17 protein-coding genes and 2 pseudogenes are annotated in these 22983 nt (G+C 45.1%); 8 read left to right on the top strand and 11 right to left on the bottom strand.

Features of this window, described 5'->3' with window-relative positions; all coding sequences use genetic code 11:
• Positions 1–66 precede the first annotated feature (66 nt).
• Positions 67–1215 (bottom strand): S-(hydroxymethyl)glutathione dehydrogenase/class III alcohol dehydrogenase, encoded by a 1149-nt coding sequence (locus AC3CH3_RS17610; RefSeq protein ID WP_488538835.1) that lies wholly within the window; start codon positions 1213–1215, stop codon positions 67–69.
• A gap of 612 nt (positions 1216–1827) precedes the next feature.
• Here AC3CH3_RS17610 and AC3CH3_RS17605 point away from each other — a divergent pair.
• Entirely contained in the window at positions 1828–2577 is a 750-nt protein-coding gene (locus AC3CH3_RS17605) for a metallophosphoesterase family protein (protein ID WP_016789467.1), read from the top strand.
• Positions 2578–2835: 258 nt separating this feature from the next.
• Here the strand turns inward: AC3CH3_RS17605 and mpaA are convergent, their stop codons facing one another.
• Entirely contained in the window at positions 2836–3546 is a 711-nt protein-coding gene (gene mpaA / locus AC3CH3_RS17600) for a murein tripeptide amidase MpaA (protein ID WP_488538834.1), read from the bottom strand.
• A gap of 144 nt (positions 3547–3690) precedes the next feature.
• Between mpaA and AC3CH3_RS17595 the strand changes: the two genes are divergently transcribed.
• The 4 genes and pseudogenes from AC3CH3_RS17595 (at position 3691) to AC3CH3_RS17580 (ending at position 7741) form a co-directional block, all read left to right on the top strand.
• The gene (locus AC3CH3_RS17595; protein WP_488538833.1) at positions 3691–5316 is read left to right on the top strand and encodes an ABC transporter substrate-binding protein; all 1626 of its coding nucleotides are present in this window, start codon (positions 3691–3693) and stop codon (positions 5314–5316) included.
• A gap of 172 nt (positions 5317–5488) precedes the next feature.
• Positions 5489–5801: pseudogene (locus tag AC3CH3_RS17590) on the top strand (LysR family transcriptional regulator); the annotation flags it as partial.
• Positions 5797–6027: pseudogene (locus AC3CH3_RS17585) on the top strand (diguanylate cyclase domain-containing protein); the annotation flags it as partial. The pseudogenes AC3CH3_RS17590 and AC3CH3_RS17585, both read left to right, overlap by 5 nt.
• Before the next feature lie 208 nt (positions 6028–6235).
• Positions 6236–7741, top strand: coding sequence for a putative bifunctional diguanylate cyclase/phosphodiesterase (locus AC3CH3_RS17580; protein WP_488538832.1), 1506 nt, complete (start codon positions 6236–6238; stop codon positions 7739–7741).
• A gap of 203 nt (positions 7742–7944) precedes the next feature.
• Here the strand turns inward: AC3CH3_RS17580 and AC3CH3_RS17575 are convergent, their stop codons facing one another.
• The 4 genes from AC3CH3_RS17575 to AC3CH3_RS17560 all read right to left on the bottom strand — a co-directional run bounded on the left by AC3CH3_RS17575 (position 7945) and on the right by AC3CH3_RS17560 (position 13329).
• Positions 7945–9357 (bottom strand): PTS fructose transporter subunit IIBC, encoded by a 1413-nt coding sequence (locus tag AC3CH3_RS17575; protein ID WP_017104538.1) that lies wholly within the window; start codon positions 9355–9357, stop codon positions 7945–7947.
• Positions 9358–9370: 13 nt separating this feature from the next.
• A complete protein-coding gene (locus AC3CH3_RS17570) occupies positions 9371–9811 on the bottom strand; it encodes a PTS sugar transporter subunit IIA (RefSeq protein WP_019826380.1) in 441 nt (146 codons plus the stop codon).
• 280 nt (positions 9812–10091) lie between these two features.
• Positions 10092–11309, bottom strand: a complete 1218-nt coding sequence (manA, locus tag AC3CH3_RS17565) for a mannose-6-phosphate isomerase, class I (protein WP_019826381.1) — start codon at positions 11307–11309, stop codon at positions 10092–10094.
• 115 nt (positions 11310–11424) lie between these two features.
• On the bottom strand, positions 11425–13329 hold the full coding sequence (locus AC3CH3_RS17560; protein WP_488538831.1) for a PTS fructose transporter subunit IIABC: 1905 nt from the start codon (positions 13327–13329) through the stop codon (positions 11425–11427).
• A gap of 378 nt (positions 13330–13707) precedes the next feature.
• Between AC3CH3_RS17560 and AC3CH3_RS17555 the strand changes: the two genes are divergently transcribed.
• The gene (locus AC3CH3_RS17555) at positions 13708–14547 is read left to right on the top strand and encodes a helix-turn-helix transcriptional regulator (RefSeq protein ID WP_488538830.1); all 840 of its coding nucleotides are present in this window, start codon (positions 13708–13710) and stop codon (positions 14545–14547) included.
• 17 nt (positions 14548–14564) lie between these two features.
• On the opposite strand, the gene AC3CH3_RS17550 is transcribed toward AC3CH3_RS17555, so the two are convergent.
• Together AC3CH3_RS17550 and AC3CH3_RS17545 are read right to left on the bottom strand one after the other, a co-directional pair.
• On the bottom strand, positions 14565–15338 hold the full coding sequence (locus AC3CH3_RS17550) for a PTS sugar transporter subunit IIA (RefSeq protein WP_017061657.1): 774 nt from the start codon (positions 15336–15338) through the stop codon (positions 14565–14567).
• A gap of 7 nt (positions 15339–15345) precedes the next feature.
• The gene (locus AC3CH3_RS17545) at positions 15346–15648 is read right to left on the bottom strand and encodes a PTS fructose transporter subunit IIB (protein WP_004732927.1); all 303 of its coding nucleotides are present in this window, start codon (positions 15646–15648) and stop codon (positions 15346–15348) included.
• Positions 15649–15962: 314 nt separating this feature from the next.
• On the opposite strand from AC3CH3_RS17545, the gene AC3CH3_RS17540 reads away from it, so the two are divergent.
• Positions 15963–17828, top strand: a complete 1866-nt coding sequence (locus AC3CH3_RS17540; protein WP_488538829.1) for a fructose-specific PTS transporter subunit EIIC — start codon at positions 15963–15965, stop codon at positions 17826–17828.
• A gap of 110 nt (positions 17829–17938) precedes the next feature.
• On the opposite strand, the gene AC3CH3_RS17535 is transcribed toward AC3CH3_RS17540, so the two are convergent.
• Both AC3CH3_RS17535 and AC3CH3_RS17530 read right to left on the bottom strand, forming a co-directional pair.
• Entirely contained in the window at positions 17939–18523 is a 585-nt protein-coding gene (locus tag AC3CH3_RS17535; RefSeq protein ID WP_488538828.1) for a TetR/AcrR family transcriptional regulator, read from the bottom strand.
• Between the two features lie 138 nt (positions 18524–18661).
• The gene (locus AC3CH3_RS17530) at positions 18662–18835 is read right to left on the bottom strand and encodes a hypothetical protein (RefSeq protein ID WP_017061661.1); all 174 of its coding nucleotides are present in this window, start codon (positions 18833–18835) and stop codon (positions 18662–18664) included.
• Between the two features lie 495 nt (positions 18836–19330).
• Between AC3CH3_RS17530 and AC3CH3_RS17525 the strand changes: the two genes are divergently transcribed.
• On the top strand, positions 19331–21310 hold the full coding sequence (locus AC3CH3_RS17525) for a methyl-accepting chemotaxis protein (protein WP_488538827.1): 1980 nt from the start codon (positions 19331–19333) through the stop codon (positions 21308–21310).
• Positions 21311–21431: 121 nt separating this feature from the next.
• Here the strand turns inward: AC3CH3_RS17525 and AC3CH3_RS17520 are convergent, their stop codons facing one another.
• Positions 21432–22595, bottom strand: a complete 1164-nt coding sequence (locus tag AC3CH3_RS17520) for an amino acid permease (RefSeq protein WP_019826395.1) — start codon at positions 22593–22595, stop codon at positions 21432–21434.
• Positions 22596–22983 lie beyond the last annotated feature (388 nt).

Below are 22983 nucleotides of genomic sequence, written 5' to 3'. Positions count from 1 at the left end.
AAGACAGTTTGTTGCTTTTCATTCATAGCTTTGGCCTCGACACCTAAGTATCGAGACCAAGGAGAATTACTTATCCATATGTAGAACAGTACGGATAGATTCACCTTTGTGCATTAGGTCGAATGCTTCGTTTACGTCTTGCAGACCCATAGTGTGAGTGATGAACTCTTGAAGACCAAACTCACCTGCCATGTAGCGGTTAACGATTTCTGGAAGCTCAGAGCGGCCTTTAACACCACCGAAAGCAGAACCACGCCATACACGACCAGTCACTAGTTGGAATGGACGAGTTGAGATCTCTTGGCCTGCACCTGCAACACCAATGATGACTGATTCGCCCCAACCTTTGTGACAGCACTCAAGCGCTTGACGCATCACGTTTACGTTACCGATACACTCGAAAGAGTACTCAACACCACCGTCTGTCATCTCAACGATAACGTCTTGGATTGGTTTGTCGAATTTAGTTGGGTTGATGCAGTCAGTCGCGCCAAGCTGTTTTGCTAGCTCGAATTTGCTCTCGTTGATATCAACACCGATGATGCGGTCAGCACCAGCCATGCGAGCACCAATGATTGCAGATAGACCGATACCGCCTAGGCCGAATACAGCAACGTTGTCGCCTTTTTCAACTTTAGCTGTGTTTAGTACAGCGCCCATACCTGTTGTTACACCACAACCTAGAAGACAAACTTCTTCAAGAGGTGCTTCTTTGCTTACTTTCGCTAGAGAGATCTCTGGAAGTACTGTGTACTCAGAGAAAGTCGAGCAACCCATGTAATGGAAAATTGTTTCGCCATTGATAGAGAAGCGGCTTGTACCGTCTGGCATTAGGCCTTTACCTTGCGTTTCACGAACCGCTTGGCATAGGTTAGTTTTACCAGATTTACAGAATTTACATTCGCCACACTCAGCTGTGTAAAGTGGGATAACGTGGTCGCCAATCTCAACACTTGTCACGCCTTCGCCAACCATTTCAACGATACCGCCACCTTCGTGACCAAGAATAGAAGGGAAGATACCTTCTGGATCGTCACCTGATAATGTGAATGCGTCAGTGTGACAAACACCAGTCGCTACGATACGAACAAGAACTTCACCTGCTTTTGGCAGTTCAACGTCAACAGTTTCACGTTTTAGAGGCTCACCCGCTTTCCAAGCGACCATAGCTTTAGATTGGATATGAGTTTGACCAGGTTTAATTTCGATTGTCATTGGATGTTTCCTATATATGTCAGTACAGCGGATAACCGTGCAATTAAATTCAACCCGTTAAGCGTAGTTGAGCTTAATTGTTTCCGCTCTCTCGTTTTGTTGGAGCTAGTATAGGTGCGAGTACATTTTTTGATAATCCCCTTAAATAGAAAATGATTATTACGTATTTGTAATAATTCGCGTGTTCAGAGGAGTTCGGAGAGGGGGAGTTACTCAGAAAATGTAAGAACATTCTGGGTAGCTTTCTATGGAAGGCACTAATTGGAAACAAATGGGGAGTAAGTTAATAGCCTATGTGACTTGGTATGGTGGTCATCAATTTGTTTTCGAAGTTTGTGGGTCACTAGGATCTCTAACTCATTTCTGCCCCTTTATGAGTTTGCGCAACAGAACGCTGGTAAATCCTGCCAGAAAATAGCCCGACTTTTATTAATGACAGACCGCGAAACACCGATGCGCGGAATCTCCCAATTCCGAGCATATAGCACTCGTTTTCTCAGATAACATCACTTCACATAACTATGCATTGGGTTCGTAATCACTTCGGGCTTCATTGTCTAGGGTTTAACCTGTAAGATATTGATTTATGGTAGTCAGGAGCAAGGTGATTCTATGGAAAAATATGCAGTGTTATCAGACATACATAGCAATGTATGTGCGCTAAAAGCTGTTGTTGAAGATGCACGGTCAAAGGGAGTGACCAAGTTCGTCAACCTTGGAGATATCTTCTATGGGCCACTTGCTCCTAGAGAGACATATGACTATTTATGTGGGCTGGACGCTATCACTATATCTGGAAATCAAGACAGACAAATTTACCAATCCTCCGCATCAGAGGTTGCGTCCAATCCTACAATGCAATTCATTCTTGATGAGCTAGGCGAAGCTCCCCTTGAATGGATGAGGGCTCTTCCATTTGATTTAGAAATAACGGATGAGATTTACGCTTGCCATGGCACACCAGATGATGATCTTATCTATTTATTAGAAGATGTTACCAGCGGACATGCCTCGGTAAGAACCGAAGTGGAGATTCGTGGACTACTGGGTCAAGTATCCTCAAAGATCATTTTGTGTGGTCATACTCACACACCTCGTTGTGTGGAGCTATCTACCGGACAAATAGTAATAAATCCCGGAAGTGTTGGACTACAAGCATATGCAGATGATGAGCCAATTCCTCATATTATGCAGAACTATACACCTAGAGCCTCTTATGTGATTTTGGAAAAACAAGACAGTGAAGTGTGGGATATTTCATTCTGTAGAGTTAAGTACGACGTAAATACTGCGATTGAGCAAGCCAAAGCAAGAAACCGCACTGACTGGGTTACATATCTAAAAACTGGTAGGTGTGAATAGCCTAGCTGATGCATGTTTGCTATATCTGTAAGCACATTTCAACAGATTGTGATTGAATATGCTGTTTCATGAGATATAAATTGATGCTGTAAGCTGGATATGTCGTATTGTTGATGACAGCTTTTGTCCATTTCCGTTCACGGACGGCACCTTATCAAGCGGTGCCGTTCTGTGTTTTAAAATACCAGAAGTTATCCGAAGGGTAGATTTATCCCGTTGCGCCAAACTCGTTTGTGTCCAAAAATGAGTTAGTAATCTTTAAACAACCCCCTCACACCCCAACACCGCCACAAACGCATCTAAATATTGCTCGATAGTCAGATCCGCAGAAACAGGTGGTAGCTCCACGGTAATACACGGCAGGTTTCTTTCTTGGCACCATGTACCGAATGAACCTGGGGTTTCGTAATCCACGTCTTCGACGAGTGGTAGGTTGAACTGCTTGCCTAGCCAAGAAGCGAGTTCCGATTGGGTTGGGTCGTCGACCATGGCGAGTGGTTCGTGGAAAGATATGACGAATTTGGGTTGGCGTAGTTCAATGAGGTTGATGAGCGACTGCACTTCCGGTTCAAGTAGATCGGCTTGTCCCGTTTTCACTTTTACATCTCTGACTGGTGTGTGAGAGCTCCAGCGATAAACGGTGCCATTTGCTGTCCAATTTTGAGTTGGGAAAGCGCGGTTGAGATCGACTTGGTTAGCGTTGGCACGGGTACCTAACTGATTACCATCTGGGTTCATCGACAGAATCACATCGTGTCGCAAGTTAGCTGCTGGCAAGCTTCTTAGCGCGCACGACAAACCTGCGATAGACGCGGTTTCATCGCCGTGTGTGCCTGCCAAGATTAGACCTCGAGATTCGCTTTCTACTTGCGCGGGGAAATAGAGCAAGGGTGCGCCCAATACCGAATTTCCATATGGCAGCGGCTTTATTGAAAATGCAGCTCTTTCCGTTCTTGGAATTAAACTCACCTTTATCTCCTGATTGATCAAGTACTATCAAGTATTAACGATTACACACACCTACTTAAATAAACTAAAGCGTTAAAACTCGTCAACCGTCGCATTGTTAATTTTATTACTTGCTTCAAAGATAGGCTAGGAGAGCAAAAACATATGGATTTTAAGAAACATTCAACGGCTTTACTCATTTCATCTCTATTGACCCCTTTTATCTCAGTAACTGCCGTTGCTGACACATTGCCTGCGGGAACTTCTCTGGCGAAAGAACAACACTTAGTGCGCGCGAATGATGCAGAGGCTGCGACACTAGACCCTGCGAAAGCTGAAGGCCTGCCAGAAATGCACATTCTACGTGACTTGTTTGAAGGTTTAGTGATTCAAGATCGCGATGGCAATATCACCCCAGGTGTTGCGGAATCTTGGGAAACCGAAGACAACCAGACGTTTGTATTCCATCTGCGTAAAGACGCGAAATGGTCGAATGGCGATCCGGTGACGGCCGATGACTTCGTGTATGCGTTAAGACGTGCGGTCGACCCGAAACTCGCTTCTCCAAACGTGTGGTACCTCAAGCTCACCAAAATCAACAATATTGCTGACGTAGCAGAAGGTAAGAAGCCCGTTGAAGAGCTCGGTATTTCCGCTGTCGAGAAGCACACGGTGAAGTTCGAGCTTGATAGCAAAGTGCCATACTTTGTGGCGATGACGGGCCACACATCCATGATGCCTGTTCATAAGGCAACGCTAGAAAATAGCGATAAACCGTGGAGTAACCCTAAGCAGTTTGTCGGTAATGGCGCGTTTGTTTTAGACGAATGGGTGGTTAACGAACGTATTGAACTGAAGAAGAATCCTAACTACTGGGACAGTTCAGATACTAATCTAACCCAAGTGACTTACATTCCGTTTGAAAACCAAAACGCTTCGATTAACCGTTATGCGGTGGGTGAGGTGGATATCACGTCTGATGTGCCGACACACATGGCGCAGCAGCTGAAAACAAAGTATCAAGACGCTTATACCGCCGTCCCTCTACTGTGTACTTATTACTACGCATTCAATACCACACGACCTCCGTTTGATGACGCGCGAGTGCGTAAAGCGGTGTCGTATTCCATGATGCGTGACGTGATCACCAATGGTGTCACTCAGGTGGGTAACCTACCTGCTTATACCTTTGCTCATGAGTACACGGCTGGCTTTGATGCGACTCAGCCTGAATACAGCACATGGACTCAAAAGGAACGTGACCAAAAAGCAAAAGAGCTACTGAAAGAAGCGGGGTACGATGCAGCTAACCCATTGGATTTCAAATTGCTCTACAACACCAGTGAGTCGAACAAGTCGATTGCAGTGGCCATCGCTTCAATGCTCAAAGGCAACCTAGGCGCGCAAGTTGAGTTAGAGAACCAAGAGTGGAAATCTTACCTAGTATCACGTCGCCAAGGTGATTTTGATGTAATGCGAGCGTCTTGGTGTGGCGATTACAATGAAGCGTCGACCTTCTTGAGCTTATTGCGTTCTGAGTCTTCGGGTAACTTTGCCCGTTACAACAACGATAAATACGACTCTGCAATGGACAGCGCACTGTCAGCAACCAACGAGCAAGATCGCCAAGGTTTCTATGATCAAGCGGAGCAGTTACTGGCTGAAGATATGCCTATCGCGCCAATCTATTACTACATGCAGGCTCGCCTAGTGCGACCAAGTGTGGGTGGCTTTGCAAAGAACAACGTGGAAGGGCGCATCTATTCTAAGGACCTCTACATCAAAGAATAGATAGGCCGGATGCGAGTTCAGGCCTAACGCATAGATATAAGAAATAGAAGAAAAGGGACGTTGATCATAAATATTTGATCAATGTCCCTTCGTCATTAATCTGTAACTGGAACCGCAAAAAACTGAAACCTGATTGAAGTATTTTTCACTTTTATTTCAATCAGGTGAAGCTATGTTACCCCCTCTACGTGCTCTTGTTGCGTTCGAAGCTGTTGCTCGTCTTGGTTCCATTGGCGCGGCAGCCCGAGAGCTTTGTGTCACGCAAGCGGCGGTGAGCCAACAGCTCAAAAGTTTACAAGCTTTTCTCGCCTGCCATCCTTCTATAAGAAATACCCTTTATCAGGCTCGATATTCAGTTGGTGGACTGGCCATCAACCAACACTTGCCTGAATGTCGATATCGAACTGACTAACGGCAAGGTCGAAAGCGAAGACACTCATTGCGAGCGACTGTTTCAAGAACATTGGCAGTTTGTGTGTAGCCCTTTCAGAGAAATTACGCTCAGCAATTCAGAAGATCAAATTTGAGCAACAACCAACTCTAACAATTACGTCTAGTTTTGGTATTAGCTTGCTATCAGAAAATGAAAAGTGGAAAGACTGTGTCGTTCGCGCTGATAGGGCGCTTTATCAAGCAAAGCTTAAAGGACGAAATACAATTGTAATTGAAGAGTCATACCCGGCATCAACAAAAGCGATTGGCAGCTCTTAGTTTGGCTAGAGCTAATATTCTCACAAATTGTTCTTGGCATGTTTTAGCCTTAAAAGGTTTTCGTCGCGCAGAGTGATGACGAAAATCGGTAAACAAAAGTTAAAAATAAAAACGCGAGTGGTAGATTGCGATTTATGTTGGTGCTACGTTATGAGCAATTTATAACATATAAGTCATGACACATTAGACTGAGAGATAGCAGCTAAAGATGAACAAGACAAAAAGATATCCGGCCAACATAGTATTCAGTTACTTAATACTGTCATCTTTATGGGTTTTATTTTCTGATCTCGCGGTCGAATCACTATCAAATGACTTGCGAGAACACGCCTTAGCACAGACAGTCAAAGGCCTGGTATTTATCATTCTAACGTCTGCTTTGTTATGGGTAATGGTTCGGAAAAATAATCGAGATTTAGAGAGCGCTAACGATCTTGATAGTGTCACTGGGCTTCATAGCCCATCAGTTTTTTATCGATATTTAAACAAAAGGCTAAAAAAGTCCCAGTCCAGTGACCATTATGTCCTCTTCTTACTCGACATTGATAACTTCAAATCTGTAGCTGATCAGATTGGGTTCGAAAATACGAATTTATTTTTAAAAGACATCGCCCGATCGATTGAACTTCCTATTGAGCATCAACCACTTTCTTCACGGGTACATTCCGATGGTTTCGCATGTTTAGTCAAACTCGATGATAAGGAAGATATTGAATCCTACATTGCTCTCGTACATCGTAGATTTAACCAATGTGCTTATCGTTATGATATCAACGCCACTTGTTGTATTGGCGCGGCTCTATTCCCCTCTGATGGAAATAATGCCAAGCAACTTATGGCATCAGCAACCCACGCCTTAACTGAAGCAAAGAAAAGCAAGAATACGATTGAGTTTCATGACCCAAAGCTCACTGAGCTTGAACGTCAACGTCAAGAGATGGTGCAAGAATTACGTAAAGCGATTGATGACAAAGCGATTGATATTGTGTTTCAGCCTAAATACAACATTGAAAGTAAATTTGTCGCTGGCGTGGAAGTGTTGTCTCGTTGGACGCATGAGCGCTATGGTGTCGTTTCACCGGATATCTTTGTCGCGCTAGCAGAAGAGAATCATTTTTGTCGTGATTTGACTGCGTTAGTTCTAGAGAAGACTGCGTCACAACTTAGGGCTAATGGCTTGTTAGGGAATGCGCTTAATAGTGTCTCGGTCAATATTTCAGCGGTAGAGCTAAATAGCGTTGATGACATGAACCATCTGGATGAATATCTACGAAAGGATCCCGAGTTTGCTCGCTTACTTTGTCTTGAAATCACTGAAACCGCTATTTTGAAAGATATAGATCAGTGTGCAATCGCTGTTCAGAAGTTAAAAAAACAAGGGGTATCCTTTTCGATAGATGATTTCGGTGTTGGCTACACGTCTTTTGGTATATTTAGCAAATTAGATGTAGATGAAATCAAAGTCGATCGCAGTTACATCAATGGGTTAGAAGATGATTATCGTTCTAGAGCCATAACGTCTGGTATTATTGATATCGCGCGAGGGTTTGGCATTAATGTCGTGGCTGAAGGGGTTGAAAATGCTCAACAGTTGTCAATTTTGAAAACGTTAAATTGCGAACAAGCCCAAGGTTATTATCTGGGCTACCCGATGTCCTCCAAACAGTTAAAAGTAAGTCTTACCCCTGAAAAAGAACCATGTTCAACAACATAACGTAATATTTTTTCATCTAAGCGACAGGGATACAGATGACTTGTATCGAGAAGGATACTGTTAGCCTAACTATAAAAAATCCCCATTCGTTGATAAACGAATGGGGATTTTAGTTACTAGGGGGTAGTTACTTTATCAATAGTGAGCATTCACTAATTTATTGATTCTTTTAGATAGCTTTTGGCTTTAGATAACCTTTGGCTTTAAATAGCGACCATAGTCGCGGCTTTCTTCATCGCTTCCTTAGTCGAGCATTCAATCACGTTCGCGTTAGCAAAGCGGTGTGCGTCTTTTACTTGAATATCGTGAGCCAAGATAACCAGCCTTGCGTTAGCCACATCTAGGTCGCTGATGCGGTTCTGAATGCCGTTTTGACCTTGTGTTTCTACCTTAATCTTAAGGCCAGCTGCTAAGCCTGCTTTCTCTAGTGCTTTTGCCGCCATGAAGGTGTGTGCAACACCAGAAGGGCAACATGTTACGGCTACGATGTCGTACTCGCCTTCGCCTGCTACAGGAGCTGTTTGAGCTTGTACTGGCGCTTCAACCATGTCTTCTTCGGTTTCAACCGCTACTGGCTTCCAGAAGCCAACGATAACCGCCGTAGTTAGTGAACCTAGCGCAATACCGACGACGTACATTGGAATATTGCTTGATACTGGCGCAGTGATTAGGCCGCCCCACGGTGCGTGCAGTAGAACGTCTGTCATGAAGCCGAATACACAACCCACGATACCACCGGCAACGATTGAAGGAAGTACGCGCATTGGGTCGTTCGCTGCGAACGGGATAGCACCCTCAGAGATACCGATAGAACCCATGATTGCTGCTGCTTTACCTGCTTCTTGCTCTTGTTTAGAGAACTTGTTTTTGAATAGGAAAGTCGCCAGTGCCATGCCTAGAGGTGGTGTACAAATTGCGATGCCTACGCCGCCCATTAGCCAAGGTTGCGTGTCTACTTGAGTTTGAGCAAATAGGGTCGCTACTTTGTTGATAGGGCCGCCCATATCAAACGCCGTCATACCACCAAGGATTGTGCCTAGAACCATCTTAGATGCGCCAGCCATTGAAGCTAGGAACTCGTTCATTGAAGACATGAACAGTTTGATTGGCTCACCGATGCCCCATAGTACGATACCTGCAGAGATTAACGTGCCTAGAAGCGGGTAGATGAAGTAAGCACCCAGCGCCGTCATGTTTGCAGAAAGCGGGATCTTCTTAAGCTGGAACACCACGCCACCGGCGATAAAGCCTGCCACGATACAACCAAGGAAGCCGCCGCCCATGTCAGCCATGATGCCAGAAGAGATCATCGCAGGTGCTAGTGCTGGTTTATCTGCAATGGAGTAACCAATAAAGCCGCCGAGAATGATTGGGAAAAGAACAAGGCCTTTGATACCGATATTAGAGATGTCTGCCAGCAAGCCGTCTGCTGGTACTGCACCTTTGCCTGATGCCATGACCGCTAACGCCAATAGAACACCGCCAGCTACGATGAAAGGCAGCATGTGTGAGGTTCCGAAAAGCAGGTGGCCTTTCATGGTACTAAGGATTTTTTTAAAGTCGCTACTACTGTTTTTATTATTGGTATTCGTAGCTTGAGTTGTTAGGGTGCTCATAATTTTCTACGCCTTATGAATTAATTAAAATATTAAGGATCTGTTGTTCGTCTTTTGCGTTATGGATATCTTGAATAAATTCATCGCTGAATTTTCCAAATAGTTCTTGTAGTACATAAATATGATGGTCAGCACCGTTATCGGGTGAGGCAATCATAAAAAATACGGTTGGGTTAATGCCGTCTTCGTCGCCATACTCAATACCTTCACGTTTAACACCGACTGCAATTGCCGGCTCAGTGACAGCCTTGCTTTTTGAGTGTGGGTAAGCGATGCCGTCCATCGAGGTAATGCTTTGAGATTCACGAATTTCGATATCTGCCAAGAAGGCTTCTTTATTACTGATTCGGTTGTTCTCAAATAACATGCCTGCCAACTCTTTAAACAGCTCTTTTTTATTATTCGCTTGAAGGTTGTTATTAATTAAGTTGACGTTAGTTAGCTGTGTGATCATTTATTAACTCATTCACTATTGAAGTTCTTGAATTAAAATTAATGGATTAACCCGATTCGCGAAATAGCAAATAAAAGCCCTCCACTGTACATTTGTACCAAGCAAAATTAAGTGTGATTTGCATCATTCATCCAGTGTGAGATGAGTCATATTTAATGGTGTACTTCGGTGTTGAAATAACTTTCTGTAGGAATAAAAAAGCTGTCGGAAGAAAAGAGCTATAGAAAAAAATGCCCCGCATGAGCAGGGCATTAAGACTTTGTACTGATTTGTGAGGGAACTAGCTGTAAGCGCGCGCTACGCGTCCAACGCAATCCAGTTTGTAACTCTCAGCATAAGCCGGAATGAATACCGACTGGCCTTTCTCTATCACGCAGGTTTCGCCACATTGGTGAGTGAGCACCATAGACTCGTCGAGCGGAAGCAGGATCTCTGCCCCCTCAGTGGTGATCTTTCTTTGATGTGAGTTTTGCACGATAGAGAACTTAAAGTCCTCAACTGGAATTTGGTATTCCATCACATCACCTTGCTCAATCGGGCTGAGCAGTAATCTATCCGCAGGCTTTTCATTAAATCGAGTACAAGAAACCAGTTCATTCACGTCCATGTACTTAGGCGTTAACCCTGCACGCAGCACATTGTCTGAGTTCGCCATGATTTCTAAGCCCGTCCCTTTGATGTAAGCGTGGGGTGTCTCTGCATCTAGATACATCGCTTGCCCAGGCTTTAAGGTGATCACGTTCAATAACAGCGGTGCAAACAGGCCTACATCACCTGGGTATTGATCTTCCAGTTCTGAAATCAATTGGAATACACGTTTATCAGAAAGCTTGGCCTTCATCAGCAGCATGGTTAACGCCATGCCTTTTTGCTCGCCTTCCAGAGACAACAAGCTTGCAAAGAAGCAGGCTAATCCATTAGGCGTTTGGTCGCCCGTGAGGTCGTTGACCATCGAATGCAACTCAGGAATGTCGAGGTAATCAAAATGCTCAAGGATCTCACTGATCGACCTAAAGCCATTCATCGCTGTGTAGTCGGTTAGGGCGTATACCAGTTCTGGCTTGTGATTAGGATCCTTGTAGTTGCGGTTGCCCGCTGTCATCGGAATACCTTGCTGCTCTTCAAGAGCGTAGCCTGATTCTGCTTGTTGCTTGTTTGGGTGAACTTGAACAGAGAGTGCTTTCTCTGCTGCTAATACCTTAAACAGATACGGCAGCTCACCAAAACGACTCGCCACTTTCTCACTTAGAAACAGGTTTAGGTTCTGAGAGATCAAGCTCGATAGGGTGGTCTGCTGCCCGTTATTGTTCACCATAGAACAACCATTGGGGTGAGCGCCCATCCAGATCTCCGCTTGCGGCTCACCAGATTGGTTATCAATACCAAACAGTTGGCTAAACGAAGAAGGGCTACCCCATGCGTAATTCTGAATCACGTTGGTCATAGGGTAGAAAAAGCGTTGCACGAACGAGTCGTTCGCTAAAGAAAAATCAGACATCGAAATCACCATGAAGGGAAACATGGCTTGAGCTCTATTCGGCCTATTTGCAACTAAAGTATTAGCTACTAAAAAAGTAGAGTAGAGGTGCTCAAGCCATTGGAGTTGAAATGGCTTAAGCCGCTGCTGTCGTTAGCTTGGCTTTGCGTAGATTTTTAAGCGCGATACAAGTAACCGCAGTTACGCCCGCACCCGATACCATGCATAGAAGAGCGAGCATTGGGTAGTTCATTGCGCCTAGTAAAGCGACCACTGGACCACCGTGGGCAACGCTGTTGGTGATACCAAATGAGAACGCCATAACCGCTGCCGTCATTGAGCCAAGTACATTGGCAGGGATAACCGACATCGGGTCTTGAGCTGCGAAAGGAATCGCACCTTCAGAGATGCCCACCAAGCCCATCGCACCTGCTGCCTTACCCGCTTCAATTTCAGAAGATTCGAATAGGTCGAACTTACGGCCAAGTCTGGTTGCGATAGCCATACCCAGTGGAGCAACAGGAATTGCACACGCCATCGCACCCATGAATTGAGTTTGACCGCTGGCAATCATGCCGACCGAGAATAGGAATGCCACCTTGTTGAATGGACCGCCCATATCGAAACCGGCCATACCACCAAGGACAATACCTAACAGAACCACGTTACCTGTGCTCATGCTGGTTAGCAGCGCAGTAAGGGCATCCATCAGCCCAGCGATAGGTGCGCCAATAACAAAAATGAACAGACCTGCGATGAACAAAGAGCCAGTGATCGGAGCGATCATGATAGGCACAAGTGGTTGAACGAATTTGTGGTAGTTAAATGAGGTAATCCATTTAACGAAGTAACCGACTAACAAGCCTGCGATGATCGCGCCAATGAAGCCAGTACCTGCGTCAGCACCATAGAAAGAGCCGTTGTTAGCAATCCAACCACCGATAAGGCCAGGGGTTAGGGCTGGACGGTCAGCAATCGCGTAAGCAATGTAGCCAGCCAAGATTGGAATCATCAGGGTGAAGGCAACCACACCGACTTCTAGAATTTGGTTCCACATGCTGCCAGCAGGAATTGCCATGCCAGATTCACTTGGTTCGCCGCCAATCGCCAGTGCAAGGGCAATCAATAGGCCGCCAGTCACCACGAATGGAATCATGTGTGATACGCCATTCATCAAGTAGCGATAAAGGTCAGAACGCGCTTGTGATGCTTTCTCTACAACAGATTGATTGGTCGGTGTTTGTTCGGCTTGGTAGCTAGGTGCGTTGAGTGCTTGTTTAATCAAGCCTTGCGCGTCTTTGATTGGCGCTTTTACGTTGGTTTTGATCACGCGCTTTCCAGCAAAGCGAGCCATGTCGACTTGTTTGTCACAAGCAACAACGATAGCGTCCGCACGTTCGATTTCTTCTTGAGTTGGGCTGTTTTTAACCCCGATAGAACCGTTGGTCTCTACCTTGATGTCGTAGCCAAGAGCCGCCGCGCCTTTCTCTAGTGCTTCGGCTGCTAAATAAGTGTGTGCAACGCCAGCAGGACAGCCAGTCACGCCAATGATGAAGCCTTGCTTCTCAACGTTGGTTTCGGTTGCTGATGGTTCAGGTTTGGTAAGCAGTAGCTCTAACGCCGTTTGTTCAGAGTCAGCATTCATGAAGTTTTCGATAAAATCTTCTTCAATCAGTTGTGAAGAAAGCTCTGCCAGTACTTCAATGTGATGGTTGTCGCCGCCATCGGGAGACGCAATCATAAAGAACAGTTTTGATGGTTGACCGTCATCGGCACCGTACTCTATGCCCTGCTTGTGGACACCGATAACAACCGCGGGTTTGATCACCGCGCTGCTTTTTGCGTGTGGTAGAGCAATGCCTTCTTCAAACCCGGTATTACCTTGCTCTTCTCGCGCTTTAATGTCGGCAAGAAACTGTGCTTTGTCTGAAATTCGACCTTGTGCGTACAGCACATCTATCAGCTCTTTAAATACGTCTTCTTTGGAATTGGCGCTAAGCGATAGCTTAATCAAACCTTGATTGATCAGTGTTGTGATCATAATGAACCCCTACTCTGTTTTTATTCTGTTAGGGGTATTCTGGAATCTACAGCTTGCCTTCTGTAGTGAAGAAAAAATGCATTTACTGGATGATTGTTGCCTTCTAAATGGAGTGTGACTTTGATCGGTCGAGTGGTCGTTTTTAGGATGGTGTTGACAGACTTTAAGATGTGTTGAGGCTTTTATTTATAAGGGCTGTAGCGTATTTTTTTATCCAGTCAGGAACATGCTAGGTCAGTTTCGTTACTGGAAATTTATTTCCATGACTGGATTTTTGTAACCTAGATCTCAAATTGTGATTTTGCTCAATAGCGCTATGTTTCACTAAGGGGTATATCTATTCTCGTAGCCTTATTGCTGCCCACTAGAGTTCGAATAATGATATTTCATGACTTAATCTCGTCTGTATTAAATGAGCGAGAACCGTTTCATAACATCTGGTTTGCGGGAGATTTCCATACGCCTTCAGCATGCAGTTATCAGGTGAACTTTCCACGTTTAGAGTTAGTGCTAGACGGAGAGTATATAAATGAAATGGAGAGTCATGATCGTAAGATCACCAACGTTATCGCCAAAGCAGGGGATGCGATTTTCATTCCACCGAACTGTTGGAATAAGCCGAATTGGGATACTGACTGCTCAGTGCTGAGCATGCTGTTTGGTCGTCGTCAGCTTGGTTTAAGCTTGGTGAGCAAGCACAAAGGGGAAGAGAGCTTTTACGACATTCAAAAGCACAGTATTCAGACTCGCTCGGGTTTTGCGATAGATAACATTCTAGAGGCGCTTAGCTCGTTAGCGCGCGAGAGTAACAAGCAGCCGATGGATGAACTGCTACTACAAGCGCTGCTGCAATACAGTAAGACGATGTTGGATGCGCCTGTCGAGAAATCTCACAGCCGCGTGCAGGATGTGTATCAAGGGATTTGTATCTACATTCAAGAGAATTTCCACCGTCAAATCACCCGAGACAGCATTGCCTCACGCTTTAGCATTTCATCCAATCACTTGTCGCGAATGTTCCGTCAACAAGGCCACATGACGCTGGCAGAATACATCACCCGTGTTCGAGTCGACCGCGCTAAGTTCATGCTCAAAAAGTACAACTTCAAGCTCAATGAAGTGGCATTACGTTGTGGCTTTAAGGATGTGAATTACTTCTGTCGCGTGTTTAAGAATCGCACCGGTAGAACGCCGACTGAATATCGAGGATCCATCTAGAACTAACGAGCTGGTAATCAAATCAGGCGTGACGAGATGTACATCAACAGAGCTTGTAGGTCGACACTGCTTCGGGTCTTTTGCAGACGCTCATTGACCTGATCGTGAAGGAGGTTTCTAGTTAGGTTGGTCGCCGCCACAATGTGCTCTCGTTGTGGCTTGGTTGGTAGAACAAGAGCAATTGCGACATGCACTTCGCCGATACGTGATGCCCAGTCAATCGGGTCGTCACTGACGATAACCGCAATCGAGAGATCTTGAGTCGATTCAAACATCACATGCGGCAGTGCGATACCCGGTGACACGCAGGTTGAAGAGCGTTCCTCTCGTTTAATGAATGCCAGAATCAGTTCATCTGGATCTTCTGGATAAACAAGGTGAGCGAGCCCTTTTAAGCACTCAAATTTGGTCAGTTGGGTTTGCGCCTTAGCGTGGTGCCATTTGATATCACAAGGTGGGCATATCTGTGGCATTCTCTGGATCAAATCGCTAGAGAATTCATGGTTCACTTGCGAACCAACCATGTCGTAATGTTCTGCAATGACGTCTTTGAGAACGAAGCAGGCAAGCTCCGCATCAATACCAACCGCGGTTATCTGACACAAATCACCACGAAGTAAACCTACTTGCAGCATCGCGACGGATTTTGAGAGATCAGCGGTTCGATTTTGAGTGATGTTGATAATGCGGATGTTGCTTTTGAACTTCTTCGCTAAGCGAGTCAGCGGCTGCGCGACATGTGAGTTCGCGGCAGGATCGTTAACGAAGAAGGTGATCTGGTATTCGTTCATCAAAAGTTTAAGTTCGACAATGCTTAATAAAGACTTTATCGACACTCAACAACACCTCTTCCATTGGAATAAATACGGTTTTAGCTGGGTCAAATCGGCTTGGTTGTTCGATGTCGATGTCAGAGACGATCAACACTTTGTCTGCGAGGGTAATATCTTGGGCGGTCAGTAAGTTTTCAATACCCATAGCGCCTTGCGTCTCAACCTTGATTGAAACGTTGAACTTAGGGGCTGTTTTATTTAGAGCATCAGCTGCCATATAAGTATGCGCAATGCCTGTAGGGCACGCAGTTACCGCTACAATTCTCATTATTATTCTCGGCTTAATCTCATCCCTGTTACGTTACAAAAGCTACCTTGGAGAAGCTATCTTGCATGGAAAATCCAGTATAGAAAGCTCGCATGGGGGAGGGACGATATTGTTATGGGTTCTGTGGATTTTATGGATTGGCGTTTTTTATTCCAAGGTGAAAGTCACACTCTGAGTTCTTGGTTACAATAATCCAGTTAATGCACCTTTCGTCCTATATATTGAGTGCCTTCACACCGTTAATCTTTTCATCTTATTAACCTTATCACTTACGTAATTACTTCAGTCTGAAATCAGGCGAGGCAGAGCAGCATATGGATATCACCAACATTATCGAGCCCGAGATTATCTGCTTAGATTTGAAGGCAGACTCTAAGCAAGCGGTATTTGAAGAGCTTGCTGAGATGCTTGATTCAGCAGGAAAGCTCTCCAGTAAAAGTGATTTCCTTGTTGATTTGTGGAAGCGAGAAACCATAGGTAATACAGGTTTTGATGATGGTATTGCGATTCCACATGCGAAAAGTTCTGCTGTCGCTAAACCAGCAGTGGCGGTTGGAGTTAGCCGGTCGGGTATTGATTATGGCGCAGACGGCGGCGAGCTGTCGGATGTGTTCTTTATGCTCGCTTCACCAGACAACAACGACGATCACCATATCGAGGTACTGGCTCAGATTTCGACCAGACTTATCGAAGATGGCTTTGTTACAAAATTAAAGGCGGTGGAGTCGGTCGAGGAAGCTCAAGAGCTGTTTCTCGAAGCCAATTCTGAATCTTTCGATAGTTACGCCTCTAGCCATCATGAAGTGTATGTCGAACCACTAAGCCCTTGGGCACAATCTCTTAATCGCCTCAAAGAACACTTATTATACGGCACCTCACACATGATTCCTTTCGTGGTTGCAGGTGGTGTGCTTTTGTCTTTGTCGGTGATGATGTCTGGCCATGGCGCAGTACCTGAAAGCGGTGTTCTGGCTGACATCGCACAGATGGGCATCGCAGGCTTAACCCTGTTTACTGCCGTACTAGGCGGCTACATCGCCTACTCAATGGCCGACAAACCGGGTTTAGCACCCGGAATGATTGGTTCTTGGGTTGCGGTCAATCAATACAACACTGGTTTCCTTGGTGCGATTGTGGTCGGCTTTTTCGCGGGCTTTGTGGTTAATTTACTCAAGAAGATCAAACTGCCAGACAGCATGATCTCGCTGAGTTCTATCTTTATCTACCCCTTAGTTGGCACCTTCATTACCTGTGGCGCCGTGATGTGGGTGATAGGTTCTCCTATCGCGTATGTGATGCTTGAGATGAACCAAATGCTCACTGGCATGGCGGGCTCAGGGAAAGTGGTGTTGGGCAGTATTTTAGGGGCGATGACGGCCTTTGATATGGGCGGCCCAATCAACAAAGTGGCGACGCTGTTTGCTCAAACGCAGGTAAACACTCAACCTTGGTTGATGGGGGGCGTCGGTATTGCCATCTGTACGCCACCGTTAGGCATGGCTCTTGCCACTTTCATATCACCTAAGAAATTCAAACGAGACGAACGCGAAGCCGGAAAAGCGGCGGGTATTATGGGAATGATTGGCATCAGTGAAGGTGCAATCCCATTTGCAGCGGCTGATCCTGCACGTGTTCTGCCTGCAGTGGTTGCTGGTGGCATTGTCGGTAATGTGGTTGGCTTTATGTTCCATGTTATCAACCATGCACCATGGGGCGGTTGGATCGTATTGCCAGTGGTTGATGGCAAAATTGGCTATATTGTCGGAACATTAGCGGGCGCGCTGACAACAGCCTTTATTGTGATACTACTGAAAAAGAATGTCGTTGAAGACGAGTCGCGATTGAATCGAACAACAGGTGGTTCAGTCACGGAAGAAGGGTTGGCTGATGTGCTGGCTGTTACTTCTTGTCCATCTGGTGTTGCCCATACGTTTCTAGCGGCGAAGTCTTTGGAAAAGGCGGCTCATCATCTCGGGGTTAGAATAAAAGTTGAAACGCAGGGCGCCAGCGGGATAGGCAATCGCATCACACAAAAAGATATTGAACGGGCGAGGTTGGTGATCTTCGCTCACGACGTGGCGATCAAAGAAGTCGAGCGCTTTGCGAACGTCAAAACCTTAGATGTCAGCACCAAAGAGGCGATGCTCAATGCGCAGGCGTTGATTATGAGGAAAGTATAAAAGCAATCGGCTTTAAGATTGGCTGAAAAGCGATAAATAAAAAGACGCCCAAGTATTAGAGTAATACTTGGGCGTCTTTTTGTAGGTCTGAGCTTATATAAGCTCAGCTGCTAAAAAGGGTGGTACTTGAAGATGTCTTCAACCATTGAGTTGAGTAGTTCTGTGTCATCGCAGGTTTTTGCATAAGTGCGTAGCCCTGCAATTTGAACCTGAACGTGGCGAGCAAGTTGAGCGGGTTCTCGATCTTTACTTATCTCACCTAAATCTTGCGCTTCGGCAATCTGTTTGGCGAACTCGCCTTCCATTATTTTGAGTGATTTCTTTGCTTCGCCCAATAATTCTGCGTGTTCATCCGTCAGTTCAGCAACGGTTTTAGCCAGCATACACATGCCGTTAGGCGCACTCTGTTTAGATTCAACCACCGCGCGTTTGATAAAGCTTTCAAGCGCTTTAATTGGAGAGCCTGTCTCACTGCGGAAGCGGTTCAAATTGAGAATGCCGAGTTCGGTATAGCGAGCCAATGTCTCTTTAAACAAGCCTTCTTTGCTGCCGAACGTCGCGTAGATGCTGCCCGGGCGCATATCAACCACGTCTTGCAGGTTACGCATAGAAGTCGCATGAAAGCCCTTTTCCCAATACAGGTTCGTTGCTTTATCTACTACGTCTTGTCTATCGAACTTAGCGGTCTTAGCCATAACATCTACTTCATTAATCTGAACATATGTTCAATATTTTATGCTGAACGCCCGTTCTAGTAAAGGTGTGTTTGGCTGCTTTGCACAGGCTTAGTACATAAAAGAGTTAATAAAACGTCTCGATCATCAGGAAATCTCTTAATCATCAATAACTTCTACGGTCTTGTGCTGAGCGCCGTAGTAAGTGCCTTCATCGATGGTGTACATCAATGTTGCTTCGCACTCTGGACAATCGAATTCCTCATTGGGCTCAATGGCCGCTTCTTCTACCCATTCCCAACCGATATGTTCTTCGCAAGCGGGACAATCCATACAATGTCTCTCAGTTTTTGTCGCATATTTATTGCGAATCTCTACTTTAATAATTCGGCATTATACATATTTAGTTAACGAGGAATAGACAGTTAATCAGCGCAGAATAGGGAGTTGGCTAGTTGTGAGTCAATCGCTGGTGAGCGTTGAATCTATATTTAGTTCTGAATATATCGTTTTCTCTGAGCACATAATTGGTGCGGAATTACCCCTTTTGGGTAGTTAAAATGTGTTATATTTCAGTCGCTTGCGTCAATTAAATGTTGTTGCGCGTGTTTTTGTTATCGTTAGGTCGCTTAGCTAACAGTTTTATCGGTAAGTCAATGTGTTTTGTAAAGTTAAATGTTACCTTCATCGCATCGCGATCTGTGTGGCACGGTAATTGATGCACATTGATCAAGTTGAATAATTATACAGTCACAATTGAGGCGCATCTTATTAAGGATGTGCGAGTTAGATGACTGAAAAGATTTGTTAGCTGCTAGGGAAATGATAATGAAATTAACCGATATGTCTTTTAAGCAAAAAATCATTGCTTTGCTTATTTTACCGATCTTGGGATTTCTATGGCTTAGCGTTTCTGCGATTTCGAAAGGCGTAGAAACCACCAGTGAATTGTCTTCATTAAACCAACTTACCCGTTTGTCGGTTGTGTACAGTGAACTTGTGCATGAGTTACAAAAAGAGCGTGGAATGACGGCTGGGTTCATCGGCTCACAGGGCACTAAGTTTGTCAGTGAACTACGTGCACAAAGAGCCAGTGCAGATAATAGACGTAATCTGAAAACCGAATACTGGCAATCTGCTGAAATCGATTTACCGCAGATCACTCGGCTGAACACTGAAATAAGCCAAAGCCTAAATCAAATTACTTCTATTCGAAATCGAGTCGATTCTCAATCGATTCCTCTGTCTGAAGCTTTGGGTTACTACACCAAACTCAATGCAAAGCTGCTGAGCGTATCGGCGTTAATTGCTGAGCTTAGCTCTGATGCTGCCATCACCACTGAAACCATCGCTTACTACAACTTTTTACAAGGTAAAGAGCGAGCAGGTATCGAGCGTGCTGTCCTAAATAATACCTTCTCTAAAAATGAATTTGGCCCAGGCATGTTGGTTAAATTCATCTCTTTGGTGACTGAGCAAAATACGTACTTCTCAAACTTTGAGGTATTGAGTAACCCAGCTAACGTTCGTTTCTTTGAACAGCAATTGAATGATCGTTCGGTGGCAGAAGTAGAAAAGCTACGTGGTTTGGCTGAATCTAAGATGAGCGGTTTTGATGTTGATCCTGTGTACTGGTTCTCGCAATCTACCGCGCGTATTGTTCAGCTGAAGAAAACTGAAAATCACCTAGCACAGTCACTCATCGCACTGACAGAGACTAAAATGTCAGAGGCGCAGTCTACGATGATGATGAGTATTGGTCTGTTTGTTTTGATAACCTTGTTCGCGACCTTTGTGAGCTATAAGGCGATCAGCGACCTAACGATGAGAGTAAAAGACCTTACAGTGATGTTGTCTAAGGTTCGTAATGACAACGACTTAACAGTTCGTGCTAAGTTCGTTGGCAACAGCGAGCTTGGACTGATCTCTTCGGCACTCAACGAAACGCTAGAGAAGTTTTCGAATGTCATCGATAACTTGTCTCAATCGAGTTTGACCTTGGCTTCTGCCGCTGAAGAAACATCACAAACCTGTCACTACAACTCGAATACATTGGTTCAACAACAAGACCAAATTGGCTTGGTTGCAACGGCGACAGAAGAGCTATCGGCTGCGGTGAACGAAGTCGCGGCGAAAACACAGCAGACAGCAAGCTCCGCTAAAATGGTCGATGAGCAGTCGCAAGAAGGTTTGAGCACAGTCCAAGACTCTTACCACTCGATCGAGAAACTGGCATCTGAAATTAATGACCTAGCTGAAAAGATCACGCACCTACACGAAAGCAGCAACAACATTAACAGTGTGATTGATGTGATTAAGTCCGTCGCTGAACAGACTAACTTGTTAGCATTGAACGCGGCAATTGAAGCGGCTCGTGCGGGTGAGCAAGGCCGCGGATTCGCGGTAGTGGCTGATGAAGTTCGCACGCTAGCACAGCGTACTCAACAGTCGACAGCTGAAATTGAAGGTTTCATCAGCTCGCTACAGTCTGATGTGCAAACCGCGTTTAATGTGATTGATAACAGCAAGAAGATGTCGTCTAAAGCGGTTGAGGATTCAAAAGAGGTCGAGCACACTTTACAAGGAATCTCAGTATCGGTAAGCGAGATCTTTAGCATGACTGAGCAGATCGCAACCGCGACCGAAGAGCAAGCGGTAGTGACTCAAGATATTGCTCAAAACGTTATGGCAGTAGAGCAGAAGTCGACAGAATCTACGACAGGTGCAACGCAAATAGCTGCAACAGCCAAAGAACAAGCTCAGTTAGCAGCTTCATTGAAAGATATTGCGAGTACGTTTAAGAGCTAACTAGCAAGCACTCCAATAAGAAGTAAAATGCCCGTTAGTCTCTACTTTTAATAGCAGGACTAACGGGCTATTTGTATCTGCTGTCTTCTAAATGGCAACAGATAGTCCATTCAATTGGGATCTACCCCATAAACCAAGACACGAAAATCAAAGCGCCAAAACCGAATGTTGCCATTAGTGCTGTGTCGCCACCAGCTGCTGTGTAGCTGCCCTCGGTTTGTAGGTGAGGGAAGTCAGGCCTACGAACTTTAACTACCATTGCGAGTGGCCCCCAAATAGCTAGGAACACCAGCACCATGCCTGCATAGTCGAGCATGCTGACGAATTGGCTAGCAAACAATTCAGCCAATACCAAAGGCAGTACAAAGGTCAGAGCGTAAGCCATTAGCTTGTTGTTGGTTACCGCGTCTTTGTTTTGGTCATACAGCGCCATAGACACGCCGAGGAAAGAAGTCACCAAGGCTAAAGCAGAGAACAGCGCAATCACCACTTTCAACCAAGCAGATTGGCCGCTGAACGCAGAGATCAACTCAGAGATATTGTGGAACTGGCTGATCGCGTCTGTGCCGAGGTTGCCGATAATCGCGAACAACCAAGTTAGGTAGCAAATTAATGGAATCACTGAGCCAAGCAGAATCATATTGCGGATCTGCTTTTGAGTCGCTTCACGGTTGTAGATAACCAGTGACGGGATCACCACCATAGAGGCAAAGCTAGTAAAGATAACTGCGCTGTATTGCACTACGTCGTTGGCCGTGTATTGGCTGGTTTGAGTTAGGTAATCAAGGCGAATGTTGCTAAATAATGACGCGATAACGATAAACAGCATCACGACCATCAAGATGAATAGCCCGCGATTCAGTTTGTCGATATAAGACTTGCCCGAGACTACGATAGCACCCATCAATAGGCTGAAAATGGTATACGCAACAGATGCTGATACATCGACACCAACGTCGAGCAGTAGCTTATGAATGATGTCACCGACACCCAAGATATAAGCGATCAACATGCATACTAGCAACAGGTAAAAGAGTGCATTGATAAAGTGTTTACCTTTGCTGCCCAGAGTGAGGTAAGCAACACTGCTCATGCCACTGTTGTCTTTAGTTTTAGTGCATGCTTCTGCCAGGAGGAGTGCAGAGTATGTGGTGCCGATAAAGATAAGTAGCATCAGCACTGAGCTGATCATGAAGCCAAATTGGGCCAACACCATTGGGATAGCCAACATGCCAGCCCCTAATGCAGTTCCTGACAGAATCAAAGAACTGCCGAATAATTTCATATTCAAGAAAGCAACCTCAAAGTGTCCAATTAATTTTTTGTTGGATTGTAAATATTTGTTGCCAAGCCTAACAAATTACTCAGTAAAGTTAGGGGTTAATTTCTAATAAATTTTGAATTTTTCTAAAAAATTTAAGCAGGAATTTCTGGTGTATATGTGTGGTTGGTTTAAGTATTCACCGAGTGACTGATTTTAGCGTTCTGATAACTTTTGTAAATTGATCACCGAGTAATATTCTGTGGTTTATAGCTGATAAATCGGTGTCTTAATTTCAGCCGAATTGAGTCAAAACCTTGCTTATTTCGTTAATTCTTGTCTATCGCCTTTTCCACATACTGAGGGTTTGTCGTAAATGGAAATATCCGTTGTCGCAGAAGCCACTCGGTAG

This window comes from Vibrio sp. QJM3NY_35, from assembly GCF_057785915.1.
Note: the sequence above shows the minus strand (reverse complement) of the source record. Positions and strands in the feature narration are given on the sequence as shown.